Annotated in this window: 11 protein-coding genes; 8 read left to right on the top strand and 3 right to left on the bottom strand. The window is 60.2% G+C overall.

Annotated features, from left to right (window positions below; all coding sequences use genetic code 11):
- Window positions 1–3 precede the first annotated feature (3 nt).
- Genes LCF59_RS09320 through LCF59_RS09310 form a run of 3 tightly spaced genes read left to right on the top strand, consistent with a single transcriptional unit; the run spans window position 4 to window position 3,193 of the window.
- Window positions 4–1,203, top strand: a complete 1,200-nt coding sequence (locus LCF59_RS09320; protein WP_292287194.1) for an ABC transporter permease — start codon at window positions 4–6, stop codon at window positions 1,201–1,203.
- On the top strand, window positions 1,200–2,195 hold the full coding sequence (locus tag LCF59_RS09315) for an ABC transporter ATP-binding protein (protein ID WP_292287193.1): 996 nt from the start codon (window positions 1,200–1,202) through the stop codon (window positions 2,193–2,195). Before LCF59_RS09320 ends, LCF59_RS09315 begins: the two co-directional genes overlap by 4 nt.
- On the top strand, window positions 2,192–3,193 hold the full coding sequence (locus tag LCF59_RS09310; protein WP_292287192.1) for an ABC transporter ATP-binding protein: 1,002 nt from the start codon (window positions 2,192–2,194) through the stop codon (window positions 3,191–3,193). Before LCF59_RS09315 ends, LCF59_RS09310 begins: the two co-directional genes overlap by 4 nt.
- Here the strand turns inward: LCF59_RS09310 and LCF59_RS09305 are convergent, their stop codons facing one another.
- From LCF59_RS09305 to LCF59_RS09295, 3 genes are all read right to left on the bottom strand, one after another.
- Window positions 3,194–5,146, bottom strand: coding sequence for an SGNH hydrolase domain-containing protein (locus LCF59_RS09305; protein ID WP_292287191.1), 1,953 nt, complete (start codon window positions 5,144–5,146; stop codon window positions 3,194–3,196).
- A 231-nt stretch (window positions 5,147–5,377) separates the two neighbouring features.
- Window positions 5,378–6,664 (bottom strand): glycosyltransferase family 4 protein, encoded by a 1,287-nt coding sequence (locus LCF59_RS09300; RefSeq protein WP_292287190.1) that lies wholly within the window; start codon window positions 6,662–6,664, stop codon window positions 5,378–5,380.
- Window positions 6,665–6,679: 15 nt separating this feature from the next.
- Window positions 6,680–8,074, bottom strand: a complete 1,395-nt coding sequence (locus tag LCF59_RS09295; protein WP_292287189.1) for a hypothetical protein — start codon at window positions 8,072–8,074, stop codon at window positions 6,680–6,682.
- A 309-nt stretch (window positions 8,075–8,383) separates the two neighbouring features.
- On the opposite strand from LCF59_RS09295, the gene xsc reads away from it, so the two are divergent.
- The 5 genes from xsc (at window position 8,384) to LCF59_RS09270 (ending at window position 15,073) form a co-directional block, all read left to right on the top strand.
- Entirely contained in the window at window positions 8,384–10,162 is a 1,779-nt protein-coding gene (xsc, locus tag LCF59_RS09290) for a sulfoacetaldehyde acetyltransferase (protein ID WP_292287188.1), read from the top strand.
- Between the two features lie 306 nt (window positions 10,163–10,468).
- Window positions 10,469–13,297: a molybdopterin oxidoreductase family protein gene (locus LCF59_RS09285; protein ID WP_292287187.1), complete on the top strand. Its 2,829-nt coding sequence runs from the start codon at window positions 10,469–10,471 to the stop codon at window positions 13,295–13,297.
- Window positions 13,294–13,455, top strand: a complete 162-nt coding sequence (locus tag LCF59_RS09280) for a hypothetical protein (RefSeq protein WP_292287186.1) — start codon at window positions 13,294–13,296, stop codon at window positions 13,453–13,455. Before LCF59_RS09285 ends, LCF59_RS09280 begins: the two co-directional genes overlap by 4 nt.
- On the top strand, window positions 13,452–14,201 hold the full coding sequence (locus LCF59_RS09275; RefSeq protein ID WP_292287185.1) for a 4Fe-4S dicluster domain-containing protein: 750 nt from the start codon (window positions 13,452–13,454) through the stop codon (window positions 14,199–14,201). The genes LCF59_RS09280 and LCF59_RS09275 overlap by 4 nt, the downstream gene beginning before the upstream one ends.
- On the top strand, window positions 14,201–15,073 hold the full coding sequence (locus LCF59_RS09270) for a DmsC/YnfH family molybdoenzyme membrane anchor subunit (RefSeq protein ID WP_292287184.1): 873 nt from the start codon (window positions 14,201–14,203) through the stop codon (window positions 15,071–15,073). The genes LCF59_RS09275 and LCF59_RS09270 overlap by 1 nt, the downstream gene beginning before the upstream one ends.
- The last annotated feature ends 60 nt before the right edge of the window (window positions 15,074–15,133 follow it).

Genomic DNA, 15,133 nt, shown 5'->3' with positions numbered 1-15,133 from the left:
GCCATGACGACGACACCGGATCCCCTGCAGCCGAACCTCGCAGAGACCACCGGCCCCCATGTGCAGGTGGTCGAAACAGAAGACGCGGTGCAGCGCAGGTCGAAAGAGGCGTATTTCACCGCCTCGCAGGGCCAGCTGATCTGGGCACGGTTCAAGAAACAACGGTCGGCGATGGTCGCCGCCTGCGTGCTGGCCTTCTTGATCCTGACAGGCCTCTTTGCGCCGTTCCTGTCGCCGTACAATCCGACCATAGCGGGCAAGAATGACGATTACACCAACGGCGCGCCGCAGGTTCCGATGTTCTGTGATGACACTGGCTGTTCCCTGCGCCCCTTCGTGCACGCCGTGGAGCGGGAACGGTCCCTGGAAACGAATTTCCGCTGGGTGACGACGGTGAACGAGGACGAGCGGAACTACGTCTATTTCTTCGTCGAGGGCTGGGAGTACAAGCTGTTCGGCTTCATCCCGATGGACACGCATCTGTTTGGCACCCAAGAGGGTTTTGTGCATGTCTTCGGCACGGATGCGAGCGGCAAGGACATCTTCTCGCGCACCTTCCACGCGATCTGGACCTCGCTTCAGGTGGGCACCATCGGCGTCTTTATCGCCTTTGTCCTGGCGCTCGTGATCGGGGGTGTGTCGGGATACTATGGCGGCTGGATCGATTCCGTGTTGCAGATGATCACAGATGCCGTCCGAACGGTGCCCGCGATCCCGCTGTTCATGGCTGTGGCTGCCTTCATGCCGCCAGAGCTTTCGGCAGAGGAACGGTTCTTCTACATATCCCTGATCCTCGGGCTGATCGGCTGGCCCACCTTGGCGCGGCGGGTGCGGACGCATCTTCTGACCGAGCGCAATCAGGAATACGTGCTGGCGGCGCAGTTGTGTGGCGCGTCCTCGGGCCATGTGATCCGGCGGCATTTGCTGCCCAGTTTTACCAGCTACATTATCGTGGATCTGGTGATCTCGTTTCCGTACATGGTGCTGTCGGAAACCGCGCTGTCCTTTATCGGGCTGGGCCTCAAGGATCCGGTCAACAGTCTCGGGGTCATGCTCCAGAACGTGACCAGCGCGGATGTGCTGCTCAACTATCAATGGTACTTCATCCCCGTGATCTTTTTCATCGCACTGGTGATGGCGTTCGTGTTTGTCGGCGACGGTCTGCGCGACGCAGCCGACCCCTATTCGGATAACAACAAATGACGGCTTTGCTTGATGTTGAAAACCTGACGCTGCAATTCCGTACCGACGAGGGATTGATCACGGCTGTCGACAATGTGAGCTTCTCGCTCGACAAGAGCGAGGTCATGGGGCTGGTCGGCGAAAGCGGCTCTGGCAAGTCCGTCACCGCCAAGGCGCTGATGCATCTCAATGCCAGGAACGCGGTCTACAGCCCTGAAAGCAAGATCACTCTGCACACCGAGACCGGCCCGGTCGATGTCTTGTCGCTGAAGACGCCGAAGGAGTTGAACATCGTGCGCGGAGGCGCCGTTTCGATGATTTTCCAGGAACCGATGGCCAGTTTCGCCCCCGCGATCAGCATCGGCAACCAGATGGTCGAACAGCTGCAACTGCATGGCGACTACACCAAGGAACAGGCAAAACGCTGGTCCATCGAGATGCTCGACCGTGTCGGGATTTCGGACGCTGGCAAGCGGTTCAATCAATATGCGTTCGAGTTGTCCGGCGGGATGCGGCAGCGCGCGATGATCGCCATGGCACTTTCGACACAGCCCAAGCTTCTGATCGCGGATGAGCCGACCACCGCTCTGGACGTGACGATCCAGGCGCAGGTGATCGACCTGATGAAAGATCTCGTATCGGAATTCCAGATGGGGATCGTCTTTATCACGCACGACCTGGGTGTCGTGGCCCAGACTGCCGACAAGGTGAATGTGATGTATCTGGGACGCATGATCGAAACCGGTCCGGTGCGTGATGTGATCCGCCAGCCCAAGCATCCATACACACAAGGACTCATCGCCGCGCTGCCGAAACTGGATGATATTGATGCGCCGCTGACCCCTGTGCCCGGTGATATTCCGTCTCCGTTGGAACGGCCATCAGGATGTGTGTTTCACACCCGCTGTCGCCAGGTGGTTGGCGATGTCTGCAAGCAAGTCGACCCGAAAGACCGCGATCTTGACGGGTCGCATCGTGTTGCATGTCATATCTACACGGAGGAGATGGCGTGAGCGACATACTGATCCGAGCGAAGAGCCTGTCCGTCGGGTTTCCCATAGGCTCCGGCCTGTTCAGCAAGCAGATCCTCAAGGCAGTCGATGACGTGTCGCTGGACATCGAAAAGGGATCTGTCTTTGGACTTGTCGGGGAAAGCGGGTCGGGCAAGACAACGCTGGGGCGCGCGCTTCTCAAGGCAGTTCCGATCACAGGGGGCGGCGCGCATTACAGCGATGGAGAGGTGGAATACGACCTCGAAAACATCACCAAGAACCAGCTCAAGGATTATCGCAAACGGGCGCAGCTGATCTTTCAGGATCCATACGCGGCCTTGAGCCCGCGCATGACGGTGCGCGACATTATCGCCGAACCGCTGGAAGTGATGGGCCTGACCAAAACGCGTCAGGAAACCGACAAGCGCGTGCGCGAGATCGCGGCGAAATGCCGGCTCAACCTAGAGCATCTGCGTCGTTTCCCGCATGCATTTTCTGGCGGCCAGCGTCAGCGGATCTCGATCGCGCGCGCGCTTGTCTCGGCTCCGAACTTCATCGTTGCCGATGAAAGCGTCGCCGCGCTCGATGTGTCGATCCAGGCGGATGTTCTGAATCTTTTGAAGCAGATCCAGTCCGACATGGGCGTTACATTCATGTTCATCAGTCATGATCTGTCGGTGGTTGCCCATACCTGTGATCATGTCGCGGTCATGTATCTGGGCCGGCTGGTCGAAACCGCGCCCACGCGCAAGCTTTTCGAAGCAGCGCGTCATCCCTACACGAGGGCCTTGTTTTCGGCGATCCCGTCGCTTGATCCCGATGATCGGGGTGCGGTGCAAAAGCTGACAGGCGAAATCCCGTCACCCACGAACCAGCCCTCGGGCTGCAAATTCCACACGCGCTGTCCGCATGCGATCGACCATTGCAAACAGGTCGAGCCGCAATTGGAAATCGACGGCGCGGGACATGCCGTGTCCTGCCACCGCTGGAAGGAGTTGATGGCCACACAGGCCGCTTGATCAGCTTCCCATCCCGCGCCGGATCGGTGTGTGCGTTTTCACCCGCTTCAGGTCTTCGGCAAGGATATCGCTGAGCGACAGTGCACCGCTGGGAGTCAGACGCGTTGAGGTGAGATAGTCGCTGGACAACCCGCCGCGCACGTCACAGCGCAGATCGCTGCAGAATGCGGGCCATGAATTCACATAGCTGAGAAGCCCTTTCACCGCCAGATCATTGAACAGACCGTCAATTTCGGCGTGGCGCGCCGCGGCTGCCTGTTTGTCAGTGCCAAGGGAAATTCGAGGCAGGTTGACGTAGAACTGCGCCCCGGGAACGTCAGCGCGGGCGGCCAGCTCCGCGTCGAACCGGGGCTGTGACGGGACCTGGCGCAGCACTGAGACACGAATGCCCTGCTCTGTCAGCATTCGGGTGGTGTGTTCGGCCGCGGTGGCGATATAGGCGGTTTGATGGTCCAGATTGATCGGCGTTCCATCACTGGGCCCAATCCGGATCGGCACGCGCGGCGACAGTTCGGTGGAGCGGGTATTCGTGTAATGGAGCCAATCGCCCACGAGAGTGACCTGCCTTATGCCGGGCAGGTGTGGCAGCGCCTGGAGGATCTGTGCGGATTGCCGGTCGCATTGCCGTCCCGACTGTTCGGCGCTCGCCGGGAACCGCGTTTGCAAGCGGTCGAGCGGTATACAATCCGTTCGCCCGATCAGGAGCGTCGGGATATCAGTGCGGCGGGCTGCCTCGGAATAGCCGGCGCGCAAGGCGTCCAGTTGGTGATCGCCCCATATCAGAGCCTCTGGCGCGCCCTTGGGGCCAAGGTGGCACACTGCCAGCCCGTCAAGCGGCCCCTCGGTTTCAAGCGGGCAGGTGAACGCCGGTTCCGGTGCATCCAGCGCCGTCAGGTAGGCTTGTGACACCTCGGGAAACCGGAACGCGGCTCCCTGCGTCGCTGCGCCGATCAGCCCGTTGATGACGAGAACAATCGATACAGACGCGCTGATGAAGAAACGGTTCCGCCCTGCCTTTTGCTCGACATGTTGCCAGATGGTCCACGAAAAGATCGCAAAGACGAGGCAAGGGAATATCAGCAGCAGCACATCGGCCTGGCCCGGCGTCAGGATGTGGAGCCCGGCATTCAACTGTGCCAGCGGCACCGCCCAGAGAAACGTGTGCAACATCATCCCGAACCAGCGGCGGCGTTGCATCGTGGCGTCGGTGTCCATCTCTCGAGGGCGACTGCCGACATAGAGGAAAGACAGACCGAGCGCGACAAGGGCGCGCGCAAAGATCGTATCGCCCGTCGCGGTGATCGCCATGATCCCGGCAATGAGGTTGATAGCCCCGATCATCGACGCGTATTTCAGGACCTGGAACCGGTGCGTGGCAATGAACGGTACCGCCCCGAACAGGAAGGCCCACAGGCCGCCGATTGGCAGCATCTTCACCATCTGCGTTTCAATCAGCGACAACACCAGCGACAGGCAGGCGATCACCCCCAGAACGACCAGAAGCCGGATCTGGTTGCGGTAAAGGCGCCAGAAGATAAACGACAGAATGGCGCAGCATTGCGCGATCAAGGCAGGCAGCCAGAGGTGATGGAACAACCCGTCAAAGCGCAATCCGCTGTCGACCGGGAAAAACACCAATCCGAGGTTGGTTGAAAACGTGGCCGCCAGCAAGAGCGCGTGACCGAGGTTCTGATACTCGACGGGCAGGAACAAGAACCACCCCGCAACGTAGAGCAGGGTCGAAATGCAAAAGACGCCGATGAAATAGGCTTGCAGGACACAGATCGCCTGGGCTTTGAATATCTGCGGCCCACGGATCAGTTGATTGGCGCACCATGCGCCGCAGAATACGAGTACGATGTCGGCAGCAAAGATGTTCGCGCTGATGCTCCCAAACCCGAGGGCCGACAACAGGAATGCGAGGCACGCCATCGCGAACAGGAACTGCCGCATTTCAGAGCGTGCAGAGTCCGTGTCTCTGATCCGGAACAGGTTCCAAACTTTTAATTGCGATCGGGCAGGCAAAGCGACACAATTCTATCTTAAGCGCCCCCACGCCATGGATGACGCATAACAGCCGGGGTGCAGCCCTGGCAACGATCAATGCAGAAACAATATGTCAAACGGGGTTTTATGCCGGGTGACGCCTGCGCGCCACAAAAAGGTCGGGTTAGGGTGCAAGCCCTAATCCGGCCTGTCCTTCGCCAAGGCCCGGTCATAGACGCGCCGGACTTGTTCGGCTTTGCGCGACCACAGGAACTGCGACTGCACAAGGCGTTTCGCGTTTTCCGCCACCGGACCCAGACGCGCTGGATTTTCCGCGACGTCCGACAGGGTGGAGCGGAAGCCCTCGATGATCTCGTCGCGGCTGCCGCAGGGAACCTTGAAGCCGGTCTCCCGGGTCACAAGCTCCCCGGGTCCAGCGTAGTCGACGACCACCGGGACCACACCCAACGCCATGGCTTCGAGCACCACGCCGCCACCGAATTCGCGGATCGACGGGAAACTCAGGACATGCGACCGGCTCAGAATTGACTGGACCTGTTCATGCGGGATCCATTTGTGAAAGGTTAACCCTTTTTCGCATCCCAGTGAGTTTGCTTGTTCGGTCAACTGGTCCAGCATCGGGCCGTCGCCGATGATATCAAGCGTCATGCGTCCCGATCCGATCAAATCCGCGGCCGCTTCGATCAGCATGTCCGCGCCTTTGTAGGGCACCAGTCGCCCGACGAAGGTCGCCCGAAGGACTCCGCCGTCAGGCTCTGACGCCAGGTTGAATCGCGCCGGATCAATGCCGTTTTCTGGCATATAAACGGTTTTGCCCTGGTGCTTGGCGGGAACCTCGCTCTGGGTGTGGCGCGATCCGACGATGATGGTGGCGGCATGTTTGAGCGTGCTGGCCCGCCCCGGAAGATGTTTGTACGCACTTCGGAGATAGCTCAGCCATTCCTTCTCGGCACGCCGCTCTGCGTCGAATTGGCTTGGCCATGGCACGCCTCCATTCAGGGGGCCCAGCACGAAGGGCACACCGGCCTTGACGACCTTCTTCGCGATCGGAGATGTGATGGTCGGGCTGAGCGGCGTGATCCGGTGGACCAGATCGAACTCTCCGGCCTTGATCGCGTTTCCGAATTCCTTCCAGATCAGATGCTCGAACCATGGGTAGATCAGGGCATTGAATGCCTGAAGCGTGGTCCAGCCCTTTCCTTCGCCCATCCGCAATTTCTCGGCCAAGGTCCAAAGAGGGCGGGCGACTGCTTCGGAATCTATGGCTGTGAAATCGCGACCCTCGACCAGCCCGGCCCGCAGGATCGCGTCGCGATTCCGGATCTGCGTAACGAGGTGCACATCCGCGACCTCGCGCAGCGCCTGCGCCAAGGACCAGCCAACAAGCGGCACGCTCACCCATTCTGGGTTCGCGGCCTCGGCTATGGCGAGCACGCGGGGTCGGATGCTCGAGGGGTCAGTCATTCCGTACCTCACGTGTTACAGGACAGGCCGCCATTGCAGCCGATCCGCGGACAGATATGCGTTGCGACCGTGGCGCAGGGTTTCGGCATAGCCGGTCAGCGCCCCCGCCATCAACCAAGTCAGGGGTGTCAGTGTCGCGTTGGGCAGCATGTCAAATGCGTTCACCGCGAGCATCAAGGACAGCGGTACGATGAAGGGAGAATAGTCTTTCGGATCCCGGTGCCGGATTTCACGCCACAGGAAAAAGACCGGAAGCACGATCAGCGAAAATTCTGCAAGAAAGCCCAGCCAGCCGAATTGCCCGATCAGGATGACCCAGCGTCCGTCGGTTACCGTTTCGGCCTCGCCGGTGGCCGTGTCGATGATCTGGTTACGGTTGAAGCTGCCCCAGCCGAACAATGGTTTTTGCTTTGCACGCTCCAGAAGCCGGTTTTCGTTGTTGAAGCGAAAGGCCAGTGATGCCGCGCGTTCGGAATCTATGCTTTCTGCGGCCCAGAGGATCTTGCCCTGTGGGATCAGGTCCACACCCTTGAGCGCCGGGTAGGCGATCGTGAAGGCGGCGATGACAACGGCCAGCCGCATCTGCCATCGCTGCCCGGCCAGTGCCACCATCGGGATCAAAACCCCGGCGTACAACCAGGCCCCCAGAGATTTGGCGAGCACGAGGATGCCGGTCAGGTAGAGCGCGACCAACAGAAGGTGCCAGTTCGTTTCGAGCTGCCGCGTTTTCCAAAGGGCGAAAGCCGAAAGGATGGCCAGCAACATGAAAAACGCCACCCAGATCCCATGATAGAGGAACACCATCGGACGATATCCGCCAAAGCGGATCGTTTGGGCGAACTCATGCTGGAAATAGCCGTAGATCCACCTGTTCAATTGTGGGGACAGCACAACCTCGACAATCATCGGGGCCGAATAAACCACGCCGCCGATCACGAAGGCAAAAAGCAGATCGCGCTGGTCCTCTGCCCGGTAAAGGAACCGGCGTGCCAGAAGGAACGGGATGATCAGCAAGGCCTGCTGAATGACAAGCCCGATGCCGTCCTTGAAGGACATTGCCGGGATCACGAATTCGCCCCACAAGACCGGATAGGGGTTCAAAATCGCCGTGACGATAGGCGAGAATATGAACAGCGCGAAGAGAAAATTCGTGACCGGTGATTTCGGCAAGAGATTGAAGTTTCGCGAATACAGGACCGCCCACATGGCCAATGCGCTCAACGCCGGGATGGTGTGTTTGGTCAGGGGTGGAATCAATGGAAAATCGAATCCGGCAGGCGGTTCCGGCAAGAACAGGTAGCCAATCAACAATGTCGCAATCACGGCGCGGCCCGGCGGCAGTTTCTGAAAGAAAGCCACCGTGACGATTGGCCAGAGGGCCAGTGCCAGTGTTGCCAATGCGTTTGGCATTCAGGATCCTGTTTGTTCCCTTGTCCGGGCGTTTAACGTGCGTGAGGCCGGCTCGTCGTCTCGTCAAGCGGGATATCTCAAACCCTGCCTTACAACATACTGCAGTTGAAATCCGGCATAAATGGCTCTGGAATGCAGCAAATACGTGATCCCGGTCAGGGCAATACAAGAAGACTGCAGCGAGTCAGCCCGCGATTTTGGCTATAGGTGGCCTTCCAAACTGGTCCTAGTTGGTGTCCGTGGCGGCGGCTAGGATCGTGGCGAATTGTGCTGGCCGCATGGTCGGCGTGCATCGTTGGGAGAGCCGCAATGAAAATGACCACCGAAGAAGCCTTTGTCAAAGTCCTCCAGATGCACGGTATCGAACATGCGTTCGGGATCATCGGATCGGCTTTCATGCCGATCTCGGACATCTTTCCCAAGGCGGGGATCACCTTCTGGGATTGTGCGCATGAAGGCTCCGGCGGGATGATCGCGGATGGATACACCCGCGCATCGGGAAAGATGTCGATGATGATCGCCCAGAACGGCCCCGGTATCACCAATTTCGTCACGGCTGTGAAAACCGCTTACTGGAACCATACCCCGTTGCTGTTGGTGACGCCGCAGGCGGCCAACAAGACAATCGGGATGGGTGGCTTCCAGGAAGTCGAGCAGATGAAACTGTTCGAAGACATGGTCGCTTATCAGGAAGAAGTCCGCGATCCTTCCCGCGTGGCCGAAGTTCTCAACCGCGTGATCCTGAATGCCAAGCGTGCCTCGGCGCCGGCGCAGATCAACATGCCGCGCGACTTCTGGACCCAGGTGATCGACATCGAGCTGCCCGAAGTGGTGGAATTCGAACGTCCATCGGGCGGCGATGGCGCGATCCAACAGGCGGCGGACCTGCTGTCGAACGCCAGCAACCCGGTCATCCTCAACGGCGCGGGTGTCGTCCTTGCCGGGGCGATCCCGGCCTCGATAGAGCTTGCCGAACGACTGACGGCACCCGTCTGTGTTGGCTATCAGCACAACGACGCCTTTCCCGGCTCACATCCGCTGTTTGCAGGGCCGTTGGGGTATAACGGCTCGAAGGCGGGGATGGAGCTGATTTCCAAGGCGGACGTGGTGCTGTGTCTCGGGACGCGGCTCAACCCGTTCTCGACCTTGCCGGGTTACGGGATCGACTACTGGCCAAAGGACGCGAAAATCATTCAGGTCGACATTAATCCCGATCGCATCGGCCTGACCAAGACCATCAGCGTCGGCATTGTCGGCGATGCGAAAAAGGTGGCCGAGGGCATTCTGGCGCGCCTGTCGGATACGGCAGGCGACGAGGGCCGTGACGACCGGCAAGCCACCATCGCGAAAACGAAATCCACCTGGGCGCAGCAACTGTCCAGCATGGATCACGAAGACGACGATCCCGGCACCACCTGGAACGAACGCGCCCGCGCGGCAAAACCGGCCTGGATGAGTCCCCGCATGGCCTGGCGCGCGATCCAGTCTGCATTGCCGAGAGAGGCGATCATCTCGTCCGATATCGGGAACAACTGCGCCATCGGCAACGCCTATCCGTCCTTCGAGGAGGGGCGCAAATACCTTGCGCCCGGCCTGTTCGGTCCCTGTGGCTATGGGCTGCCGTCCATCGTCGGGGCGAAGATTGGTTGCCCTGATGTGCCAGTTGTCGGTTTCGCGGGCGACGGGGCCTTCGGTATCGCCGTGCCTGAACTTACCGCCATAGGTCGCCCGGAATGGCCGGCGATCACCATGATCGTCTTCCGCAACTACCAATGGGGCGCCGAAAAGCGTAACTCGACGTTGTGGTATGACGACAATTTCGTCGGCACGGAACTCGACGAAGGTGTCAGCTACGCGGGCGTCGCAACGGCTTGCGGCCTCAAGGGCATTCAGGTCCGGACGATGGCCGACCTGACAGACGCGTTGAATACCGCGATCACGGATCAGATGCAGAACGGCACCACCACGCTGATCGAAGCGATGATCAATCAGGAACTGGGTGAGCCGTTCCGCCGCGACGCCATGAAGGCGCCGGTTGCTGTTGCGGGAATCGATCCGGCGGACATGCGTCCGCAGACTGTTGCCTGACATGAGGGGCCAAACACCTGATGGGCTGACCTTGGTCATTGACGCGGGATTGTCCGCGATCGGATCCTTGGCGGCGATGTGGTGATCCAAGTGGAAGGCGTGTTTCGCAAAGACCGGCTTTTGCAATGGCCGACATCGCGTTTTTGCGGGCCGTATCTGGACTGCCCGTTCGGATCTCTGCCGCAACCAGGCAGGGGAGCCTGCTGAAAAACGCTTGCGGTTTGCACCTTTACGATTGAGATGGAAACGGGAACACTGTCGCCAGACCGGATAGGGGGCCATCCTATCGCGAGAGGGAGGAATCACATGGGTCATGTCCAACCAGACCTGAATCTGTCGCCCAAGGTGTCGGACGAGGTGCGCAAGACCACTTGCTACATGTGCGCCTGTCGTTGCGGGATCGACGTGCACATAAAGGATGGCAAGGTCGCCTATATCGAGGGCAACCGCGATCACCCGGTGAACAAGGGTGTTCTGTGCGCCAAGGGCAGCGCCGGGATCATGCAGCACAACGCGCCATCCCGTCTGCGCGCACCGCTCAAGCGGGTCGGCCCGCGCGGGTCGGGTGAATTCGAGGAAATTTCCTGGGACGAGGCGCTGGAGATCGCGACAGGGTGGTTGAAACCTCTGCGTGACGAAGCGCCCGAGAAGCTCGCGTTCTTCACAGGGCGTGACCAGTCCCAAAGTTTTACCTCTTTCTGGGCGCAGAATTTCGGCACGCCGAACTATGCCGCGCACGGGGGCTTTTGTTCCGTCAACATGGCGGCTGCCGGTATCTACACGATGGGCGGTGCCTTCTGGGAATTCGGCCAGCCCGACTGGGATCACACCAAGCTGTTCATGCTGTTCGGCGTGGCAGAGGATCACGACAGCAATCCCATCAAGATGGGCCTTGGCAAGATCAAGGAGCGCGGGGCCAAGGTGATCGGGGTGAACCCGATCCGCACCGGCTACAACGCGATCGCCGACGATTGGGTCGGCATCACGCCCGGAACCGATGGGTTGTTCATTCTCGCGCTGGTTCACGAACTGCTGAAGGCCGGCAAGATCGACCTTGATTACCTCGCCCGTTATACCAACGCGCCCGTGCTGGTGAACGGCGACCCGAAATCACCCGAACATGGGTTGTTCCTCAAGGATGATAACGGCAAGCCTTTGGTCATGGACCGCGTGACGGGCAAGTTGACACCGTTCGATCAGCCGGGAACCAAGCCAGACCTTTCCGCCAGCTATCGCCATGCCGGGATCACCCACAAGCCGGTGATGCACCTCATGGCCGAACGCTATCTCGACCCGGAGTACGCCCCCGAAAACGTGGCCGAGACCTGCGGCGTGCCTGCTGCCAAGATCAAGCGCATCGCCGTCGAGATCGCGCGAGTGGCCTTTGACGAAGCGATCGAGATAGACCAGCCCTGGACCGATTTCCGCGGTGAAAAACACGACAAGATGATCGGCCGCCCCGTCAGCTTCCATGCGATGCGCGGGATCAGCGCCCATTCCAACGGCTTCCAGACCTGCCGCGCGCTGCATGTGTTGCAAATCCTCCTGGGCTCTGTCGAGACGCCCGGCGGTTTCCGTTTCAAACCGCCCTATCCAAAACCCGCGACCGCGCATCCAAAGCCGCATTGCAAGGTGACCCCTGGCCAGCCACTGGACGGGCCGCATCTGGGCTTTGTACAGGGCCCGGAAGACCTGTGCCTCAAGGAGGATGGCACGCCTGCACGCATCGACAAGGCGTTCACCTGGGACAACCCGATGAGCGCACACGGAATGATGCACATGGTCATCTCGAACGCGCATGCCGGCGATCCTTACAAGATCGATACGCTGTTCATGTACATGGCCAACATGTCTTGGAACTCGTCGATGAACACGGGTGGCGTGATGAACATGCTGACCGACACCGACGAGAACGGCGAATACGTGATCCCGCGGATCATCTATTCGGATGCCTATTCCTCGGAAATGGTGGCCTATGCCGACCTGATCCTGCCAGATACGACCTATCTGGAACGTCACGATTGCATTTCATTGCTCGACCGTCCGATCTGCGAGGCGGACGCGGCGGCGGATGCGATCCGCTGGCCGGTGGTGGAACCAGATCGCGATGTGCGGGGCTTCCAGTCGGTGTTGTGCGACCTGGGTGCGCAGCTCGATCTGCCGGGGTTCGTGACCGAGGATGGCAGCCAGAAATACGCGGATTATGCAGACTACATGACCCACCACCAGCGCCGGCCGGGCATCGGTCCGTTGGCGGGTTGGCGTATGGGCGAGGATGGGCTGACCGGCGGACGCGGCGACGTGAACGAAGCGCAGCTTGACAGCTACATCGCGAATGGCGGCTTCTGGTCGTCGCATGTCCCGGACGAAGGGCTGTATTACAAACCGTGGAACACAGCGTATCAGGACTGGGCGGTCGAGATCGGTCTCTATGACGCGCCGGCGCCATTCCTTTTCCAGCTTTATGTCGAGCCGATGCGCAAGTTTCAGATTGCCGCCGAAGGGCATGGTGAGCGCCAACCGCCAGAGCATCTGCGCGCGCGATTGAAGGCGACGCTCGATCCCCTTCCGATCTGGTACCCGCCGCTTGAGGATGGCCATGTCGATCCCGAGGAATTCACGGTCCACGCTCTGACGCAACGGCCGATGGCGATGTATCACTCTTGGGGCTCGCAGAACGCGTGGCTGCGGCAAATCCATGGGCGCAACCCGATGTACCTGCCGACCAAGCTCTGGGAGCAGCATGGCTTCAAGGACGGCGACTGGGCCTTGGTCACCTCGGCGCATGGCAAGATCACCGTCCCGGTGGCGCATATGGCCGCGCTGAACGAGAACACGATCTGGACATGGAACGCGATTGGAAAGCGCAAGGGGGCATGGGCGCTCGACAAGACTGCGCCGGAAGCGACCAAGGGCTTTCTGCTGAACCACCTGATTCACGAATTGCTGCCACCTAAGGGCGATGGTCTGCGCTGGTCGAATTCCGATCCGGTGACCGGGCAGGCGGCATGGTTCGACCTGCGCGTGAAAATTGAGAAAGTGCCCGCCCCGGACGAAGCCCACCCGGTGCACGACGATATCACATCGCCCGTGGGTCAAGGTCCGGACGAATTGCGCTGGAAGGTGGGAACATGAACCGCGCGACGATGGTGACGCTTCTGGCGATCGGTCTGGTTCTTGGCGGCATGGCCGTATCCTTCATCTGGTTCGTGGCGACATGGGACAGAGATGCGGAGGAGCCGATCGTGAAGCAGACACCCCCCGAGGCGGTACAGACGATGGAGGTCGCATGACGCAGCTACCGGAAAAGACAGAACGCAAATTGGGTTTGGTCATCGACCTTGATACCTGCGTCGGATGCCATGCCTGCGTGATTTCCTGCAAAGGCTGGAATTCCGAAAATTACGGCGCGCCCCTGTCCGATCAAGACCCCTATGGCGGCGATCCGTCCGGCACCTTCCTGAACCGCATTCATTCCTACGAGGTGCAACCCGAGGAGGGCCCGGCGCAACTGATCCATTTTCCAAAGTCCTGCCTGCATTGCGAAGATGCGCCTTGCGTGACCGTTTGCCCGACGGGTGCCAGCTACAAGCGCACAGAGGACGGGATCGTTCTGGTCAACGAAACAGACTGCATTGGCTGCGGGTTGTGTGCCTGGGCGTGCCCCTATGGCGCGCGGGAAATGGACAAGGCCGAAGGGGTGATGAAAAAATGCACTCTTTGCGTGGATCGGATCTATAACGAGAATCTGCCCGAGGAAGATCGCGAGCCAGCCTGCGTGCGCACCTGTCCGTCCAATGCGCGCCATTTCGGCGATCTGGGGGACCCCGACAGCGCGGTCAGCCAACTGGTCGCCGAACGCGGCGGCATGGACCTGATGCCTGAGCAGGGAACCAAGCCTGTCAACAAATACCTGCCGCCCCGTCCAAAGGACCAGTTGAACGAGGAGGTTGACATGCTTGCCCCCTTGCTCGCGCCTGTCGCGGAAGAGCCGAAGGGCTTTCTTGGCTGGCTGGACAAGACGCTGGAGAAGATCTGATGCATCCAGCTCCCTCTATTATCGCCTTCAGCACGTTCTCGGGCCTTGGGCTTGGGCTGTTGTTCTGGCTCGGCGTCGCCTCTTCCGCACCGACCGGCTGGGTCGCCTTCGCGTTTTTCGCCATTGGCTATCTGCTGGCAGTGGGGGGGCTGGTGGCGTCGACCTTCCATCTTGGCCGCCCGGAACGCGCGCTCAAGGCATTCACCCAATGGCAGACAAGCTGGCTCAGCCGCGAGGCATGGTGCGCCGTAGCCGCCCTTGTGACAATGGGTGTTTACGGGCTCTTTCTGGTGTTCTTCGACACGCAGATCAGATTGCTTGGCGCGATTGGCGCCTTCTTCTGCCTCATGACGGTCTATACCACCTCGATGATCTATGCCCAGCTCAAGACGGTGCCGCGGTGGAACACGGTGCTGACCAGCATCCTGTTCCTGGCCCTGTCAGTGGCGGGTGGTGCGCTCTTGTCCGGGCGGGTTGCCATCGGGCTTGTCCTGCTGCTGATCGCGGGGCTGATTCAGCTTGTCTGGTGGCAAATCGGCGACAAGCGTTTTGCCAAGAGCGGGACGGACATGAAGTCCGCGACCGGCCTTGGCACGATCGGCGAGGTGCGCGCTTTCGAGCCGCCGCATACCGGGACGAACTACCTTCTCAATGAAATGGTGTATACCGTGGCCCGCCGGCACGCGCGCAAACTGCGCCTGATTTCGCTGTTCCTGATGTTGCTTCTGCCTGTGGTTCTGCTTCTCTTGCCCTTCTCGCACGTCGGGGCTGTGTTGGCGCTTCTCAGTCATGTCGCCGGGGTCCTGGTGTCGCGCTGGCTTTTCTTTGCCGAGGCGGAACACGTGGTCGGCCTGTACTACGGAATGCGCTGAGTATCCCCGTCGTGCCGGGGTTTGACGACCACCGGGCCGATGTATAGCCGCGCCTTGCCG

It is taken from the genome of Marivita sp., from assembly GCF_020055675.1.
Classification (GTDB): Bacteria; Pseudomonadota; Alphaproteobacteria; order Rhodobacterales; family Rhodobacteraceae; genus Marivita.
The sequence above is the reverse complement of the archived record's forward strand: the minus strand, read 5'-3'. Positions and strand labels throughout refer to the sequence as shown.

Bases quoted from the DNA above. Each gene is read 5' to 3' on its own strand.
- LCF59_RS09305 (WP_292287191.1), bottom strand. From the start codon at position 5,146: ATGCGGCAGTTCCTGTTCGCGATGGCGTGCCTCGCATTCCTGTTGTCG.
- LCF59_RS09295 (WP_292287189.1), bottom strand. From the start codon at position 8,074: ATGCCAAACGCATTGGCAACACTGGCACTGGCCCTCTGGCCAATCGTC.
- LCF59_RS09315 (WP_292287193.1), top strand. From the start codon at position 1,200: ATGACGGCTTTGCTTGATGTTGAAAACCTGACGCTGCAATTCCGTACC.
- LCF59_RS09275 (WP_292287185.1), top strand. From the start codon at position 13,452: ATGACGCAGCTACCGGAAAAGACAGAACGCAAATTGGGTTTGGTCATC.
- xsc (WP_292287188.1), top strand. From the start codon at position 8,384: ATGAAAATGACCACCGAAGAAGCCTTTGTCAAAGTCCTCCAGATGCAC.
- LCF59_RS09320 (WP_292287194.1), top strand. From the start codon at position 4: ATGACGACGACACCGGATCCCCTGCAGCCGAACCTCGCAGAGACCACC.
- LCF59_RS09285 (WP_292287187.1), top strand. From the start codon at position 10,469: ATGGGTCATGTCCAACCAGACCTGAATCTGTCGCCCAAGGTGTCGGAC.
- LCF59_RS09300 (WP_292287190.1), bottom strand. From the start codon at position 6,664: ATGACTGACCCCTCGAGCATCCGACCCCGCGTGCTCGCCATAGCCGAG.
- LCF59_RS09280 (WP_292287186.1), top strand. From the start codon at position 13,294: ATGAACCGCGCGACGATGGTGACGCTTCTGGCGATCGGTCTGGTTCTT.
- LCF59_RS09270 (WP_292287184.1), top strand. From the start codon at position 14,201: ATGCATCCAGCTCCCTCTATTATCGCCTTCAGCACGTTCTCGGGCCTT.